The organism is Paraburkholderia oxyphila NBRC 105797 (assembly GCF_000685075.1).
GTDB lineage: Bacteria > Pseudomonadota > Gammaproteobacteria > Burkholderiales > Burkholderiaceae > Paraburkholderia > Paraburkholderia oxyphila.
In genome coordinates this window covers 70,407-85,950 of sequence record NZ_BAYD01000012.1, presented here as the reverse complement: position 1 = coordinate 85,950, position 15,544 = coordinate 70,407, and the positions used below count along the sequence as shown (strand labels likewise).

Genomic DNA, 15,544 nt, shown 5'->3' with positions numbered 1-15,544 from the left:
CACCTGAATCTACGACGGACAGTTAGGTGCTGCGTTCACAGCGCAGCCCCAGCAAGCAAGGTCTATTCGCTTTGCTGAAGAACGTCGGGTACAGTGTCGAGCCAACCGTACATCCCTGAGAAAACGCGGGGATGGAATTTTTCGGCAGCCAGGCTAGCCCGAACAACGTGCGTCGAGACCAACTGGAACACGAAGAATTACACCACCGCCAACGTCAAGTGCCCGACGGGCTCGGCCGCGGGCTTAACCTTGATCTCGACGTCGTAGCCGAGCCGGTTCAGGCACTCCATCAGCTTCCGTTCGGACAGGTTGGAAAAGTCCCCCCGCAGCAGGCCCGATACCTTGGGCTGTGAGATACCCATGCGGCGGGCGGCTTCCTCCTGCGTCAACCCGAGTTTGCGCACGGCCTTCGTAATTTCGATCACCAGACCGGACTTGATCTTGAGCTTGTCCGCATCGGCAAAGCCCAGGTCGGCAAAGACGTTACCGGAACCTGTCTCGACTTCAATACCTTCAACGACTCGCTTTTTCATCTCGTAGCTCCTGCGCCAACGCTTGGGCAACCTTCAGCCTCGCGCGAATGATGTCCATCTCTGCCTTTGGGGTGGCGATTCCACTCTTGCTCTTCAACTTTGCGATGTCGACGCCCGTGCGCATTGCGTCCACGGAAATCAGGACGTTGGGTGATACAGGTCAGACGCAACCCCAAGCGGATTGCCGCTGCCGGCTCCCCAACCTTTGCCCGCCAACCCAACGCCCCCGCCACATCCCGGTTAAAATCGCGCGCTTGCGTCCACCGCGCGGACGCCCCCCTTCCGCAGCCAATCCCTCCCGCCATGCCCCACTCCCCCTTCGACGCCGTGCTCTTCGACTGCGACGGCGTACTGGTCGATTCAGAACGCATCACGCACATCGTGCTGGTCCAGATGCTGGACGCACTCGGCTGGACACTCTCCGTCGACGAGGCGATGGGCATTTTCGTCGGCAAGATGGTGAAGGACGAGGCCGCGCGCATCGAGCGGCACACCGGCTTTCGCGTCACGGAGGCCTGGCTCGAAGACTTTCGCGCGCGCCGCAACGCGGCGCTCGAGCGCGATCTCGTCGAGATTCCGGGCGCGCCGGTCGCCGTGCGTGCCGTGCACGCGGCGTTTGAGGGACGTATTGCCGTGGCCTCCGGCGCGGACCGCCGCAAGGTCGAGTTGCAACTGCGCAAGGTGGACCTGCTCGAGTGCTTCGAAGGGCGCATCTACAGCGGCCACGAAACGCCGCGCAGCAAGCCTCACCCCGACGTCTACCTCGCGGCCGCCGCGGGCCTGAACGCCGCGCCGCAGCGCTGCGCCGTGATCGAGGACACCGTGACGGGCGCGCGCGCCGGTCTCGCCGCGGGCGCCACCGTGTTCGGCTACAGCCCGGGGACGCCGGGCCACAGCAGCGCGCAGGCGCTGCGGGACGCGGGCGTCGCGCACGTGTTCACGGACATGGCGCAACTGCCCGCCCTGCTCGCGAGCTGGGGCGCGCACCCAGCCTGATCGCCGGAGCGGCGCCCGGCCGTGCCGTGAATCCCTCGTGAATGTCGCCCGCTTGCGTCGCATCCGCGTCACACGGGCAGCAAAAATGCAGCATCCAGAGCGCAAGCGCGCGGCCATTCCACTACCATCGCGAGTTAGCGTTGCAGGCTGGAAAATAGAAAAACGCCGCCAAGAAAGATAGTTTGCTACCGAATCGCTTTACGCTATCATCCCGCCGATGTCGAATCTTCATACCTTACGCCTTGCCGTCAGCAGCACGCTCGTCGTGGCGGCGCGCAAGTGGCGGCGCACGAGTCACGGCGCGCTGACCGCCTACAACGTCTCCGAAGCCTGTGCCGCGCCGCTGCTCACCGCCGGGCGTCTTGGCGAGGCCGTGCGCCAGGTGACGCTCGCCGAGCACGTGGGCATCGAAGGCCCGTCGCTCGTGCGCCTGCTCGACCAGCTCTGCGCCGCGGGCCTCGTGCGCCGCGACGAAGACCCGGACGACCGCCGCGCCAAAACGATCTCGCTCACCGACGAAGGCCGCGCCGTCACCGCGAAGATGGAGGAAGACCTGCGTGCGCTGCGCGCGCGCGTGCTCAAGGGCGTGAGCCGCGCCGAGCTCGAAACCACGCTGCGCGTGCTCAACGCCTTCAACACGCCGGACCCGGCCGACGCCACCCTTCATGACTGAAAGCTGAAAGCGGCCTCATGACTTACCCATCCCTCCGCGACTGGCTGTTCTCGGTCAAGACGTTTGCCGCGTCGATGCTCGCGCTCTATATCGCGCTGGTGTTCCAGCTGCCGCGCCCGTACTGGGCCATGGCGAGCGTCTATATCGTCTCGAATCCGTTCGTGGGCGCCACGCGCTCGAAGGCGCTCTACCGCGCGCTCGGCACCGCGCTCGGCGCGGCCGCCGCGATCGCGCTCGTGCCGCCGTTCGTCGAAACGCCGCTGCTGTTCAGCGTAATCGTGGCGCTGTGGACCGGCACGATGCTCTATCTCGCGATCTCGGACCGCACCGCGCGCAGCTACGTGTTCATGCTCGCGGGCTACACCATGCCGCTCATCGCGCTGCCCACCGTCACCGATCCCTCCACGATCTTCGACGTGGCCATCGCGCGCACCCAGGAGATCACGCTCGGCATCATCTGCGCGAGCGTGGTGGGCAGCGCCATCTTGCCGAGCCGGCTCGCGCCCACGCTCATCGAGCGCGCCGACGCGTGGTTTCGCGACGCCGCCTTCTATGGCCGCGAAACGCTCTCCGGCCAGATCGCGGGCAAGGCGCTTTCGGCCTGCCGCCAGCGGCTCGCCGCCACCGTGAACCAGCTCGAATTCCTGCTGAGCCAGTTGAGCTACGACCACGCGCACCCGGAAATCCTCGCACGCGCCCAGGACCTGCGCGGGCGCATGCAGCTCTTTCTGCCGATCATTTCCGCGCTCGCCGACCCGCTCATCGCCTTGCGGCGCGATCTGCACACGTGGCCCGCGGGCCTCGACGCATTGCTCACCGATGCGGCCAAATGGTTCGACGCCCCGCTGCCCACGCGCGCCGCCGATATCCACGACGACGCGGGCGACCCCGTTGCCGAGAGTCTGCGCGCGCGCGTGGCCGCGCTGCAGCCCCCGCACGATGCGCTCACGAGCTGGGAAGGCGCGCTGCTGTCGAACGCATTGTGGCGTCTGGGCCAGGTGATCGACGTCTGGCAGGACTGCCGCACGCTGCGTGCGCTAATCGCGCACGAAGCGGGCACGTGGCGGCCGCGCTACCGGCACTGGCGCCTGGGCGGCACCGAACGCTTCTATGACCGCGGCCTCATGCTGTTCTCGTGCCTCGTGCCGATGGGCGCGATTCTCGTGGCGTGCTGGCTGTGGGTCAGCTCCGGCTGGCACGACGGCGCGGGCGCGGTGACGCTCGCGGCCGTGGCCTGCTGCTTCTTCGCCGCGCTCGACGAGCCCGCGCCGATGGTGTTCCGCTTCTTCGTCGCGACTGCCGCGAGCGTGGTGTTCGCGGGCCTCTATCTGTTTGTGGTGCTGCCCAAGGTGCACGACTTCGCGATGCTCGTGCTGCTGTTCGCGGGGCCGTTCATCCTGATCGGCACCTTGATTCCGCGCCCCGCGTTCAACATGGTGACGATGCTCGTGGCCGTGAACACGGCCACCTTCATCAGCATCCAGAGTGCCTACGAGGCCGATTTCTTCGTATTCCTGAACAGTAATATCGCGGGCGTCGCGGGCCTGCTGTTCGCCTATGTCTGGACGCGCGTCACGCGCCCGTTCGGCGCCGAGTTCGCGGCCAGGCGCCTGCTGCGCTCGAGCTGGTCGGACGTGGCGCTCTCCGCGGGCGCCGAGCCGATCGACGACCAGCGCAATCTGGCCTCGCGCATGGTCGACCGCCTGATGCAGTTGATCCCGCGGCTCGCGGCGTCCGACGAGCACCGCCATCCTTCGATCGAAAGCTTCCGCGACCTGCGCATCGCGCTCAACGCGCTGGACCTGCGCCGCTCGCGCCGCAAGCTCGACGGCGATGTGCCCGCCGCCATCGACCGCGTGCTCGAGGGCGTGAGCGATCATTACGCGCGCTGCGCCCAGGCAAGCGAGCGCCAGAGCGCCCCGCCCGCGCTGCTCGCCACCATCGACGACGCGCTGCATCGAGTGGCCACGCGCGGCCTCGCTCAGGAAGCCGCCGATGCCGCCGATTCGGGCACTGCAGGTACCGCGGACGCAAGCGCGCAAACGCCGCCAGCGCGCTTCTCGCAGCGCTGGCTGCGCGACACGCTACACGCGCTCGTGGGCCTGCGCCTCTCGCTCTACCCCGCGCTGGTCGGACAGCGCCCGGGCGCCAATCCAACCGGAGCCAATGGATGAGCGCACAACTTTTTCATTTACTTTCGTTAACCGCACCATGATCGGCGAAATCGACATCTTCGGCGTGTTCGTGCCCGCCGTGCTCGTGCTGATGCTGATCGCGTACCTCATCAACGTCGTGATCGGCAAGGTGCTTACCCGCGTCGGCTTTTACCGGCTCGTGTGGCATCGCTCCATTTTCGATCTCGGCATTTATGTCTTCGTGCTGGCTGCCGTCATCATCCTGTCGCATCGCTTCGTGAACTAACGTGAACGTGAAAAAAACCTGGTTCTCCGCAGGACAGATCCTGCTGACGCTCATCGTCGTCGTCGTGGCCGCAGTCGTGCTGTGGCGCATCGTCAACTACTACATGTTCTCGCCGTGGACGCGCGACGGCCGCGTGCGCGCCGACGTGATCCAGGTCGCACCCGACGTGGGCGGCCTTATCACCGACGTCGAGGTGGTCGACAACCAGCCGGTCAAAAAAGGCCAGGTGCTGTTCGTGATCGACCAGGCGCGCTACTCGCTCGCACTGCGCCTCGCGCAGGCCGCGCTGGAAAATCGCCAGGCCGCGCTCGCGCAGGCCAGGCGCGAATACGCGCGCAACCTCACGCTCGGCAACCTCGTCGCCAGCGAAACGCTCGAGGAAAGCCGCACCAAGGTGGACCAGGGCGAGGCCGCCGTGGCCGACGCCGAGGTGCAGGTGGACACCGCCAAACTGAACCTCCAGCGCACGACCATCGTGAGCCCCGTGGACGGCTATCTGAACGACCGCGCGCCGCGCGTGGGCGAGTACGTCACCGCGGGCCGCGCCGAGCTCTCCGTGGTGGACATGCATTCGTTCCGCGTGGACGGCTACTTCGAGGAAACGCGCCTGCACGGCATCCATATCGGCCAGCCGGTGGAGATCACGGTGATGGGCGAGCCGAAGCCGCTGCGCGGCCATGTGCAGAGCATCGTCGCCGCCATCGAGGACCGCGACCGCCAGCAAAGCCCGAACCTGCTGCCGAACGTGAACCCCGCGTTCAGCTGGGTGCGCCTCGCGCAGCGCGTGCCGGTGCGCGTCGCGCTCGACGAGGTGCCCGACGACTTCCGCATGATCGCGGGCCGCACGGCCACCGTCGCGGTGCGCACCGAAGAGAACGACAAGCAGAAGCCCCAGGCCGGCGCGGCGGCGGGCGCCAGCAGCACAGGCAACTCAGTCAGCGCCAGCGGCGCGGTCGCCGCAACGAACGCCAGCGTCGCGCCCGTGATGGCGAGCGGAGCCTCGCAATGACGCGCCGCAGTCTCTGGCGCGCCTTCGCGCTCGCGCCGCTCGCGCTGGCGCTGGGCGCGTGCATGAACCTCGGCCCCAACTACACCGTGCCGAAGGACGCGCTCGTGAACGCCCCGCTCGCGCAAGGGCCGATCGCGGGCGCCGACCATGCGCCCGTTGCGCAGGGCGAAGTGCCCAACGACTGGTGGCGTCTCTACAACGACCCGACGCTCGATCAGCTCGTCCAGCAGGCGCTGCAGTCGAACACGAGCCTGCGCGTGGCCGCCGCGAATCTCGCGCGCTCGCGTGCCGCCGTGGAAGTCGCCAACCAGCAAGGCGGCTTCTCGGGGAACGCGAGCGCCGGGGTCCAGCGCGCCCAGGTATCGGCCGAGCAATATCTTCAGTTCAGCAAGGTGCCGGTGGGGAACCTCGGCGATCTCGGCGTCAACGTATCCTATGAATTCGACCTGTTCGGCAAGCTGCGCCGCGGTGTGGAGGCAGCACAAGCGGATGACGAAGCCGTGCTCGCCGCCGCCGATCTCGCGCGCATCACCGTGGTCGCCGGCGTCGTGCAGGCCTATGTCGAATCGTGCTCGGCCGGCGAGGAACTGGCCATCGCGCAGGAGTCGCTCAAGCTGCAGCAGGAGCGCGTGGCGCTCACGAAGCGTCTGCGCGACGCGGGCCGCGGCAACCAGCCCGACGTGACGCGCGGCCAGACCCAGGTCGAAACGCTTGCCGCCGACATTCCGCGCTTCGAGGGCCGCCGCCGCGTCGCGCAATACCAGCTCGCCATGCTGCTCGCGCGCGCGCCGTCCGACCTGCCGCCCGCCGTGCTCGCGTGCAACCGCCTGCCTAAGCTGACCCAACCGATCCCGGTTGGCGACGGCGCGGCGCTCTTGCGCCGCCGCCCCGATGTGCGCGAGGCCGAGCGCCAGCTCGCCTCGTCCACGGCACGCATTGGTGTCGCGATGGCGGAAATGTATCCATCGGTCAGCATCGGCGCGGGCGTGGGCTCGATCGGCCTCACCGAAGATCTGTTTTCGTCGAAGACCAACAGCTGGTCGTTCGGACCCCTGATCAGCTGGACCTTCCCCGTGAACGGCCAGCGCGCGCGCGTGCAAGGCGCACAAGCGGCCACGGCCGGCGCGCTCGCGCAGTTCGACGGCGTGGTGCTCAACGCGCTGCGCGAAACGCAGACGAGCCTCGCCACCTATGCCGCCGACGACCAGCGCGCCGACGCGCTGCGCACGGCCTATGCCTCGGCGCAGCAGTCCGCCGACGAAACGCACCACCTCTACGCGGCGGGCCGCGAGCCGTTCCTCTCCGACCTCGACGCCACGCGCACGCTCACGAGCGTGCATGCGCAGGTCGCGTCGGCCGAGGGCCAGGTAGCGCTCGATCAGGTGAAGCTGTTCCTCGCGCTCGGCGGCGGATGGCAGCCGGATCAGGAGAAGCCGGCGCCGGCCAAGCCGGGGCAGGCGGATCAGGCGAAACAGGTCAGCGAATAAGCCGGGTTCAGGTACGCGGCTGTGGCCCGAGCGGCATATTCAGCATCACACGCGTGCGCCCCGGCGCCGACTCGATACTGAACGCGGCGCCCAGGCGCGCCGCGCGCGCACGCATGCTGCGCATGCCCGCGCCGCCCGGCGCTGTTTCGTCCGCGTCGAACCCCACGCCATCGTCCTCAATCGCGAGACTGAGCGCGCCGCCTTCGCGGCGCAGCACCACTTGCGCGTGCGTGGCGCGGCTATGCCTGAGCACGTTGGTGAGCGCTTCCTGAACGATGCGCATGAGATCGAGCCCGTGCGCGCCGGAAACGCGGCAGGCGTCGAGGCCGTCGAGCGTCCAGCTGCACGCCATGCCCTGCTGCTCGAAGCGCCGCATGAGCCGGTGCCTCAGCGCGCCGATCTGCGCGATGAACGCGTCGTCGCCGAGCTCATGGCTCGACGCCGCATCGACGATGATGCGCAGGTCGTCGCGCAATTCCTTGAGTATCGAAAGCGAGCGCCCCGCCGGCAGCACGGGGTTCGCGTACTCGTGCTCCGCAATCGCGCTCACGAGCGTGCCGCCGAGCCCGTCGTGCAGATCGTGCGCGAGTTGTACGCGCTCGGCGAGGCGCGCATTCGCGATCTCCAGCTCGTGCTGGCGCGCGAGCGTCTGCGCGAGCTCGCCGCGCGCCTGCGCGATGCCCAGGCTCAGGTCGTCGTTGTAGCGCTCCACGCGGCGCAGCGCCGTCACGAAGCGCCACGCGAGCATGAGCGCCATCGAGATCATCTGCAATTGCGCGGTCAGCGCGCCGTAGTAGAAGTTGTCGTCGAGCACGCCGAGGAACGAGAGCAGATCGTGCGCGCCCGCCGCGAAGAAGACGGCCACGCTCGCCGCCACGATGCGTTGGTCCGCGCGCCCATGGCGCCACACGAACACGAGAAATCCGCCGCACGTCATGAAGAAAACGATGGCCTGCGCGATAGTGGCCAGATTGCGCGCGACGACGATGCCCGGTTCCGGCACGAACGCGAGCGTGAGCACGCCGAACGCGACGAGCGACCAGAGCACGCGCTCGGTGCGCGGCAAGCGCCGGTCGCTGTAGCGCACGATAAACATCGTGAACGACGCGGTGTAGACGAGCAGCGCCGCCGAATTCGCCCGCTCCCAACCGTGCGTGCTCGCGAACGGCCAGGGCGACGTGACCACCTGATTGAGCGCCTCCCACCACCACGCGAGTGACATCACGCTGAACCAGCCGTAGGCCGATTCGCCGGGGCGCATGAGCCATAGCGAAAGAAAGAAGCAGCCGAGCGTGGCCGTGACCGCGAGGCTCACGAGTTGCAGGTCGTAGCGCATCATGCGCGCGTGCGTCCAGGCAGCGGCCAGCACGGACGGATCGCCGATCGTGACAGCGCCCAGCCCCGGCTGGTACGCCGAAAGCCCCGAGACACGCACGAGCAGCACGTTCTCGCCCGCATGCAGAAGCGGCGCAGGCAGGCGCAGGTAGCGCGGCGTGTTCCATGTGCGGGTGAGCGGCTCGACAAGCGAGGCGTCGCGCTGCAGCAGCGTGCCGTTCAGATAGAGGGCGCCCGCCATGCTCAGATAGTCGACCAGCAAGGCGAGATCGCTCGCGTCGGCAGCTTCGGCACTGGCGGCGCGTTGTTGCCAGCTGAGCCGATACCACACCACGCCGTCGAACCGGGGCCAGCGCGTGGCCCAGACGTCGGGCAGCGTCACGCTCACCCAGCCCGTTGCGGGCGCGCTCGTGGCGTCCCAGCCCGAACGGGCCGCCTCGATACGCGTGAATGTGAGCGCCTGCGCCTGGCGATCGATGGAAGAAGCGGCACGCGCCGCGTGGGACATGCAGGCCGCGCAGACGAGGACACCCATGAGGGCCGCGCAGCCGGATCGGCGCATGCGTGCAGCGTTCGCAAACGTCTGGATGAAAGCGCCGAAGAGCACGGCGACGCACACGTTGAAACGCGGATCGAAGCGCACTGCGAAACGCGGTTCCACACGCGGCTCAAAGCACGCAGGCAGTCGGCGCGTCGGACGCGAGCGTCTCAGGGCAGCCAGCCGTTGGTGCGCGCCTCGTAGACGGCCTGGGTGCGCGAATTGACCGCCAGCTTCTTGTAGATGTTCTTGATGTGGCATTCGACCGTCAATCTCGACAAGGTCAGCACGTCCGAGATTTCGCGGTTGGTCAGGCCCTTGCCCACCAGCGCGAGAATCTCGATCTCGCGCGGACTCAGCGACGAAGACAACGGCGCGGGCGGCGCGACCCCACCCGAGCGGGTGGCCGGCCCCGCGCCGGCCATGTCGAGAATCCGCCGCGCGACGAAGGGATCGATCGGCGCCCCGCCGCGCAGCGCGCTGCGGATCGACAGGGCAATCTCGATGTCGTCGCGCTCCTTGAGCAGATACCCCGTCGCCCCGGCCTGCAGCGCCGTGACGATGATCTGCTCGGTGCTCCACGCCGAGATTACCAGAATCGGCAAGGCGGGATCGCGCCCATGCAGCGCGCGAATCAGGTCGATGCCGTTGCCGTCGGGCAGGCCCACGTCGGCGAGCACCATGGCGAAAGGCTGATCGGCGAGCAGCGCCTCGGCGGCGGCAATGCTGCCGGCAAACTGCAGCGCCTCCTCGTGATAGCCGAGCCCGGTGAGAATCGCGCACAGGCGGCGCTGCGTGAGGGCGTCGTCCTCGACGACGAGCAGCGGGCCGGGCAGCACCGGTTCGTGCAGTTCGGCCGGCGGCGGGCAGACAAGCGGATTCGCAACTGAATTCATGAGCGGGCAGGCGTTCTCGCGAGGCTGAGCGACTGAAGAGCGATGAATGACGTCGACTGTTTCGGGCGTCGATAGCCGGGCGAAGAAACACCGGGCCTGGATACGCCGTGCCATAGCTTCGCACACCTGGCCCTATGCGCGCACGCGGCTGGCCTACCTGATTCCAGGTATTGCCGCTGGGCGCGCTAGCGCTTCAAACGCGTATCGAATCTGTCAATGATCAGACAGAACGCGTCGCCCCAGCCCATGGCGCCGGGCGGGACGCCGCCCTCAAACGGACACCGGATTAGACCGGAGAGCGCGGGTGGTGGCGGCCAGCACGGCCGCCCGCGCAAGCCCAGTCGACGATGAGACCATGAACCACGCTAAAAGCAGCCGGCGCGCATCGAGCCCGGCCTGGTGCGAGGATCACTACGGGCTGCAGCTCGCGCGCGGCAGCTCGCACATCGCCAGCACGCTTACGCCGGCCACGCGCGCCGACGCCATTGCCGAGGTCATCGAGGAATTCGAAGCGCTGTTCGGCCTCGACGACCTGGCGGCCTTTCTCGAAGTGCTCGCGCAACGGCTCGAAAACCGCGGCGCACGCGAAGCGTCGGCCGACGTGGCCAATGTCATGCTGCGCGCTACGCGGCGGCGCTGACGCGCGCGTTCAGTCACCGCATCTGTGGTCGTCGTCGTTTCGACTCGGCGAGCTGCCGCGCAAGACTTTGACGATATTGAGGATTCCAATCCATTGCTCAGGTCACCGTTCATACGAAAACGCCGCACGAACGATTCCGTTCGCGCGGCGCAACGCGCTCGAGCGCGTCCTACCTGAGCGTCAAAGGGCTGCTGCGTTGCCCCATCGTGCAATGCAGCAGCGCTCACTCGATCTCAATGCACCATGCGCACCGGCGCCGAGTAGCTGCTGGCCTCGCCGCTTTGCGACGTGCCTTCCATCGAAGACCCATAGCCGCTGCTGTCACCGGCGTCCAGACGCGCCTTTGCAGCCTGGTAGTCCGACGGATAGAACGGCGAAGCCACGTTCGGCCGCCAGCCCACCGACTCCAGCGCCTTCAGTTCGTTGCGGACCTGTTCGCGCGTGACAGGGCCATTTTCGGGTTGCGACTGAGCGAAAGAGACGGCCGGCACCGCGAGCACGGCGGCAAGCGCAACAGCCTTGATAAGCGACTTCATGACAGTACCTCCGGTAACTTGATGTATCGGTCGGGCCCAAGCCGCAAACCGTTAGATACAGTGTAGAAACCCCGGAGCACGGAATAAATGGTGGCGCGGCGAATTCACTGTTTTCGCAGAACGTATAATCGCGCGCCTCATTACCCCGGCGCATAAGCTTCTTTGCGCCGGGAATAAGGCACCGCGTCGCGGCATCCGGCCTGCAAGCACGCGCGCACTAGTGCAAGATAGGCGCTTCGGCACCCCCGAAAAGGAGCTTGCGATGGCGACATGGAAGCCGGATCCCAGCTTTTACCCCTCCGCACGCCTGGCGGCGACGGCGACACCTGAAACGCTCGCGTGGGTCGCGAGCTTCGATCCCACCAGCCGCGTGCCCGACTCGCTCGACGTGGTCGACCTCGATCCTGGCTCGAGCGAGTACGGCCAGATCGTCCATCGCCTCGCGATGCCCAACACCGGCGACGAACTCCACCACTTTGGCTGGAACGCGTGCAGCTCGTGCCTGTGCCCCAACGCGCCGCATGCGCATACCGAGCGGCGCTACCTGATCGTGCCCGGAATACGCTCGTCGCGTATTCATGTCATCGACACGAAGCCCGACGCGCGCCGCCCGAAAATCGTGCGCGTACACGAGCCGGAGAGCGTCGCGCAGCGCGCCGGCTATACCCGCCCCCATACGGTGCATTGCGGGCCGGATGGCATTTATGTGACAGCGCTCGCCAACGCCGAGGGCGAAGCACCCGGCGGCATCTTCCTGATGGACCATGAGAGCTTCGATATCCTCGGCCAATGGGAAATCGAGCGCGGCCCGCAGCAGCTTGCCTACGATGGCTGGTGGCATCTCGGCTACGACACGCTCGTGACGAGCGAATGGGGGCTGCCCGCGACCTTCGAGAACGGGCTCGTGCCCGAAGTGCTGCTTGGGGGCCAGTACGGCCATCGGCTGCATTTCTGGGACCTGCATACGCGCCGGCATAAACAGGTGCTGGATTTCGGCGCCGAAAACCAGCTCGTGTTCGAATTGCGGCCCGCGCACGACCCCACCAAGCCCTACGGCTTCGTGAATTCCGTCATCAGCCTGAAAGATCTCTCGGCCTCGATCTGGCAGTGGTACCGCGACGGTGACCAATGGGCGGCGCGCAAGATCATCGAGATTCCCGCCGAGCCCGCCGACCCGGAGACGCTCCCGCCCCTGCTCAAGGGCTTCGCCGCGGTGCCGCCGCTCGTCACCGACATCGCGCTCTCGCTCGACGACCGCTTTCTCTATGCGGCCTGCTGGGGCACGGGTGAGCTGCGCCAGTACGATGTTTCGGATCCCGAACATCCAGCCTTGACGGGGAGCGTGCGTATCGGCGGAATCGTCTCGCGCGCCACGCACCCGCGCGCACAAGGCCGCGCGCTGAACGGCGGCCCGCAAATGGTGGAGGTGAGCCGCGACGGGCGACGCGTGTACTTCACGAATTCGCTGTACGGCGTGATCGACGGGCAGTTCTACCCCGATGGCATCGACGGCTGGATGGTGAAGCTCGACGCCGGCCCCAATGGCGGACTCGGTTTCGACGAACGCTTTTTCGTGGAGTGGCCCAAGACGCATCGCCCGCATCAGATCCGGCTGGAAGGCGGCGACTGTTCGTCCGATTCGTACTGCTATCCTTGAGTCGAATGCGCGCGCAACGCGGCAAGCAAGGCCAGGCACGAGGCGACGCGGCATGAGCGGCCTGTTTGAGACATTCGGCACATTCGGCGCGCACTGGGCCGCCTGGAGCGCCGTGATCGCCAGCGGCGTTTTTCACGGCGCGAATCCCGCGATGGGCTGGCTCTTCGCCACCGCGCTCGGGCTGCAGCGCCGCAGCCGCACGGCCCTGCTGCTGGCGCTGCCGCCCATCGCGCTCGGCCATGCCGCGTCGATTCTGCTGTTCACGGGCTCGGTTGCGATGCTGGGCGCGTGGATGCCTGTGCTGATGCACAGCGGCTTGCGCTGGGTGCTGGGCGCCCTGCTGATTGGCTGGGCGGCCTGGCAGCATGCCTGGGGGCACCGCCATCGCGTGCGCGTCGGAATGACGGCTGGCTTTCTCGGCCTCGCGGCATGGTCCGCGCTGATGGCCACGCTCCATGGCGCCGGACTCATGCTCATGCCCGCGTTGCTGCCGATGTGCGGCGGCGCGGCGGCGAGCGGCGGTGATGGTGTTGCCGGGCCGCTCGTGATGTCCGTGGCGGTGACTGTGGTGCATACGGTTGTCACGCTTGCCACTACCGCTTTCATTGCGTTCGTTGCCTATGAATATGTGGGACTGGGCGTGCTGCGGCGCGGCTGGATCAACTTCGACTGGCTCTGGCGTGGCGCGCTGGTGGCCACCGGGACGCTGATGATCGCGACGGCGTGAGTGGTGCGCGCTCCCTTCACCGCATCTTGTTCGCGCCGCCACCTCGCTTTCCTGTCGGAAGCGAATCGCATCGCAAGCCGATAAACATTTCTCGGCTATCGAATCCTCATAATGGGTGGATCCAGACATGGCTCCGCGAGCGCGGAGCCATGTCACTCTGGCACGCCAATTGACGGAGCAATTGATGATGACCACAACATGCGGCCCCTTTGATGCGGTGGACTATCTGGACTGTGAGGAAGCGATTACGGAATTTCTCACCGCTTCCGCAACGGATCCCAATCCTGACGTGCTGCTTGCAGCCATTGCGGCAGTTGCCCGCGCGCGAGATGACCCGCGCTTCCGTTCGTGTTTCCTGTACACCAACAGTGCCAAATTCGCCGTTGCACTCGCGCGAAGCGGGTATGCGACAGACCCTGCATATTCGGCCAGGCTCAATGCGATCATCCGCACGCACAAGCTCGAACAATACGATAACGGGCGGCCCAATTGACGATCTGCCGACCGATCGTGCGTCGTGTGATTGCCGCAGCAGCCCTGCTCGCAAGCGTTCACGCATGGGCAAACGGCTCGCCGGTTGCGAACGACAACGAAGCCGCCTCGCGGGCCGCTGACATCACACGTGACTATGCCCTCTCGAAAGACCGCACAGAGTGCCTGCTCTTCGATACGGCTGACAAGGGCAGCTACTTTCTGGTGCGCGTACGCGAGAATCATATTCAGGCATGCGGTGGAGAGCCGGGCGTTTCGCCTGTGTTGTTCTTCATGAAAATCCGCAAGCGGGACGGCCATACCGTTACAACGGCCTACGATGGCGAGCATTACCGCCCCCTCAAGCCACACCATCAAGACTGACACGTTCGGCCCCCGCAAGCACCGAGTCAGTCATTCACCTTCCCAGCGCGGATTGAAGCCCCCTACCCAGCGGCGAGACTCGCGGATCCCCCCTTTCGAACCGGACGACGGCGGCAAACGCCGCTTTTGGTGCCACCCCGCCGGCGTGCATGCAAGCGCCCGTTCGCGGCCACCGAACGCCACTCAGCGCGACACGCGCGAGCCATGTACCATACGGCGCTCGCGCTCGCGCGCAACGCATCGAACTGTAATCGCCGGAGAAGAACCAAATCATGTCCACCATCACCACGCCCGAAACGCCCGGCGCGGCGCCCCTCAGCACCGAAAATCCCGCAGCAACTCACACGGACCAAGCGAACCAGGCAACCGCCATGCACGCCCTCGAAGCCCGCTACGGCGCGTCCTGGCACGCGCCGCTGCCCGCCTGGAACGCGACGCTCGACTCGCTGCTCGCGCACCGCTCGGTGCGCAACTACACGAATCAGCCCCTGCCCGCCGGCACGCTCGAAACGCTGATCGCCGCCGCGCAATCGGCATCGACCTCCTCGAATCTGCAGACGTGGAGCGTGATCGCCATCGAGGACCCCGAGCGCAAGGCGCGGCTGTCGAAGCTCGCCGCCGACCAGTCGCAGATTCGCGAGGCGCCGCTCTTTCTCGTCTGGCTCGCCGACCTCAACCGGCTCGAAGCCGCCGCGCAGCGCACCGGCGCGAGCGCGGAGGGCCTTCACTATCTGGAGACGCTGTTCGTCGGCGTGATCGACGCGGCGCTGGCCGCGCAAAATGCCGTGGTGGCGCTCGAATCGCTCGGCATGAGCTCGGTCTATATCGGCGCGATTCGCAATCAGCCCGAACAGGTGGCCGCCGAACTGGGCCTGCCGCCGCGCGTGCTGCCCGTGTTCGGCCTGTGCGTGGGCTACGCCGACGAGTCGCGGCCCGCGCAGGTGAAGCCGCGCCTGCCGCAGCCCGTTGTCCTGCATCGCGAGCAGTACGACGCGCCTTCGCAACAAGATGGCATCGCGCAATACGACGACGTGATGGGCGCCTTCCAGAACGCACAGGGCCTGAGCGCGGCGGGCTGGACCTCGCGCTCGCTCGCGCGCTGGCGCAGCCGCGAATCGCTGCACGGCCGCGACCGTCTGCGCGATGCGCTCCAGGCGCTCGGCTTCGAGCTGCGCTGAGGCGTTTCGCACCAGTCGATACGATCCAGTTCGTTGAGCACACAACCAACTTGCCATTGAACA

At 66.9% G+C, this 15,544-nt stretch carries 16 protein-coding genes; 12 read left to right on the top strand and 4 right to left on the bottom strand.

All coding sequences use genetic code 11. From position 1 onward, the window contains the following. Positions 1-197 precede the first annotated feature (197 nt). A complete protein-coding gene (locus tag BO1_RS10960) occupies positions 198-533 on the bottom strand; it encodes a helix-turn-helix domain-containing protein (protein WP_028217604.1) in 336 nt (111 codons plus the stop codon). Positions 534-836: 303 nt separating this feature from the next. Here BO1_RS10960 and BO1_RS10955 point away from each other — a divergent pair, with 303 nt between their 5' ends. From BO1_RS10955 to BO1_RS10930, 6 genes are all read left to right on the top strand, one after another. Then, a complete protein-coding gene (locus BO1_RS10955; RefSeq protein ID WP_028217603.1) occupies positions 837-1,529 on the top strand; it encodes an HAD family hydrolase in 693 nt (230 codons plus the stop codon). A gap of 217 nt (positions 1,530-1,746) precedes the next feature. After that, positions 1,747-2,202 (top strand): MarR family winged helix-turn-helix transcriptional regulator, encoded by a 456-nt coding sequence (locus BO1_RS10950; protein ID WP_028217602.1) that lies wholly within the window; start codon positions 1,747-1,749, stop codon positions 2,200-2,202. 17 nt (positions 2,203-2,219) lie between these two features. After that, positions 2,220-4,376, top strand: a complete 2,157-nt coding sequence (locus BO1_RS10945; protein ID WP_028217601.1) for an FUSC family protein — start codon at positions 2,220-2,222, stop codon at positions 4,374-4,376. A 37-nt stretch (positions 4,377-4,413) separates the two neighbouring features. Beyond that, on the top strand, positions 4,414-4,623 hold the full coding sequence (locus tag BO1_RS10940; protein ID WP_028217600.1) for a DUF1656 domain-containing protein: 210 nt from the start codon (positions 4,414-4,416) through the stop codon (positions 4,621-4,623). A 7-nt stretch (positions 4,624-4,630) separates the two neighbouring features. Continuing rightward, positions 4,631-5,632 (top strand): efflux RND transporter periplasmic adaptor subunit, encoded by a 1,002-nt coding sequence (locus tag BO1_RS10935; RefSeq protein WP_028217599.1) that lies wholly within the window; start codon positions 4,631-4,633, stop codon positions 5,630-5,632. Further along, a complete protein-coding gene (locus tag BO1_RS10930) occupies positions 5,629-7,119 on the top strand; it encodes an efflux transporter outer membrane subunit (RefSeq protein ID WP_028217598.1) in 1,491 nt (496 codons plus the stop codon). Before BO1_RS10935 ends, BO1_RS10930 begins: the two co-directional genes overlap by 4 nt. A 7-nt stretch (positions 7,120-7,126) precedes the next feature. Here the strand turns inward: BO1_RS10930 and BO1_RS50530 are convergent, their stop codons facing one another. Continuing rightward, positions 7,127-9,115, bottom strand: coding sequence for a sensor histidine kinase (locus BO1_RS50530; protein ID WP_052409423.1), 1,989 nt, complete (start codon positions 9,113-9,115; stop codon positions 7,127-7,129). A 47-nt stretch (positions 9,116-9,162) separates the two neighbouring features. After that, positions 9,163-9,888, bottom strand: a complete 726-nt coding sequence (locus tag BO1_RS10920; protein ID WP_043284464.1) for a response regulator transcription factor — start codon at positions 9,886-9,888, stop codon at positions 9,163-9,165. 355 nt (positions 9,889-10,243) lie between these two features. Here BO1_RS10920 and BO1_RS10915 point away from each other — a divergent pair, with 355 nt between their 5' ends. Beyond that, a complete protein-coding gene (locus BO1_RS10915; protein ID WP_028217596.1) occupies positions 10,244-10,528 on the top strand; it encodes a hypothetical protein in 285 nt (94 codons plus the stop codon). Positions 10,529-10,761: 233 nt separating this feature from the next. Here the strand turns inward: BO1_RS10915 and BO1_RS10910 are convergent, their stop codons facing one another. Continuing rightward, positions 10,762-11,064, bottom strand: a complete 303-nt coding sequence (locus tag BO1_RS10910; RefSeq protein WP_028217595.1) for a DUF4148 domain-containing protein — start codon at positions 11,062-11,064, stop codon at positions 10,762-10,764. A gap of 262 nt (positions 11,065-11,326) precedes the next feature. Here BO1_RS10910 and BO1_RS10905 point away from each other — a divergent pair, with 262 nt between their 5' ends. From BO1_RS10905 to BO1_RS10885, 5 genes are all read left to right on the top strand, one after another. Next, positions 11,327-12,721 (top strand): selenium-binding family protein, encoded by a 1,395-nt coding sequence (locus BO1_RS10905; protein WP_028217594.1) that lies wholly within the window; start codon positions 11,327-11,329, stop codon positions 12,719-12,721. 52 nt (positions 12,722-12,773) lie between these two features. Then, on the top strand, positions 12,774-13,448 hold the full coding sequence (locus BO1_RS10900; RefSeq protein ID WP_043284462.1) for a hypothetical protein: 675 nt from the start codon (positions 12,774-12,776) through the stop codon (positions 13,446-13,448). Between the two features lie 184 nt (positions 13,449-13,632). Then, positions 13,633-13,941 carry a hypothetical protein gene (locus tag BO1_RS61035; RefSeq protein WP_043284460.1) on the top strand — a complete coding sequence of 103 codons (309 nt, stop codon included), beginning with the start codon at positions 13,633-13,635 and terminating at the stop codon, positions 13,939-13,941. 17 nt (positions 13,942-13,958) lie between these two features. Next, positions 13,959-14,303 carry a hypothetical protein gene (locus BO1_RS10890; RefSeq protein WP_156992204.1) on the top strand — a complete coding sequence of 115 codons (345 nt, stop codon included), beginning with the start codon at positions 13,959-13,961 and terminating at the stop codon, positions 14,301-14,303. Between the two features lie 272 nt (positions 14,304-14,575). Then, on the top strand, positions 14,576-15,481 hold the full coding sequence (locus tag BO1_RS10885) for an NADPH-dependent oxidoreductase (RefSeq protein WP_245643762.1): 906 nt from the start codon (positions 14,576-14,578) through the stop codon (positions 15,479-15,481). The last annotated feature ends 63 nt before the right edge of the window (positions 15,482-15,544 follow it).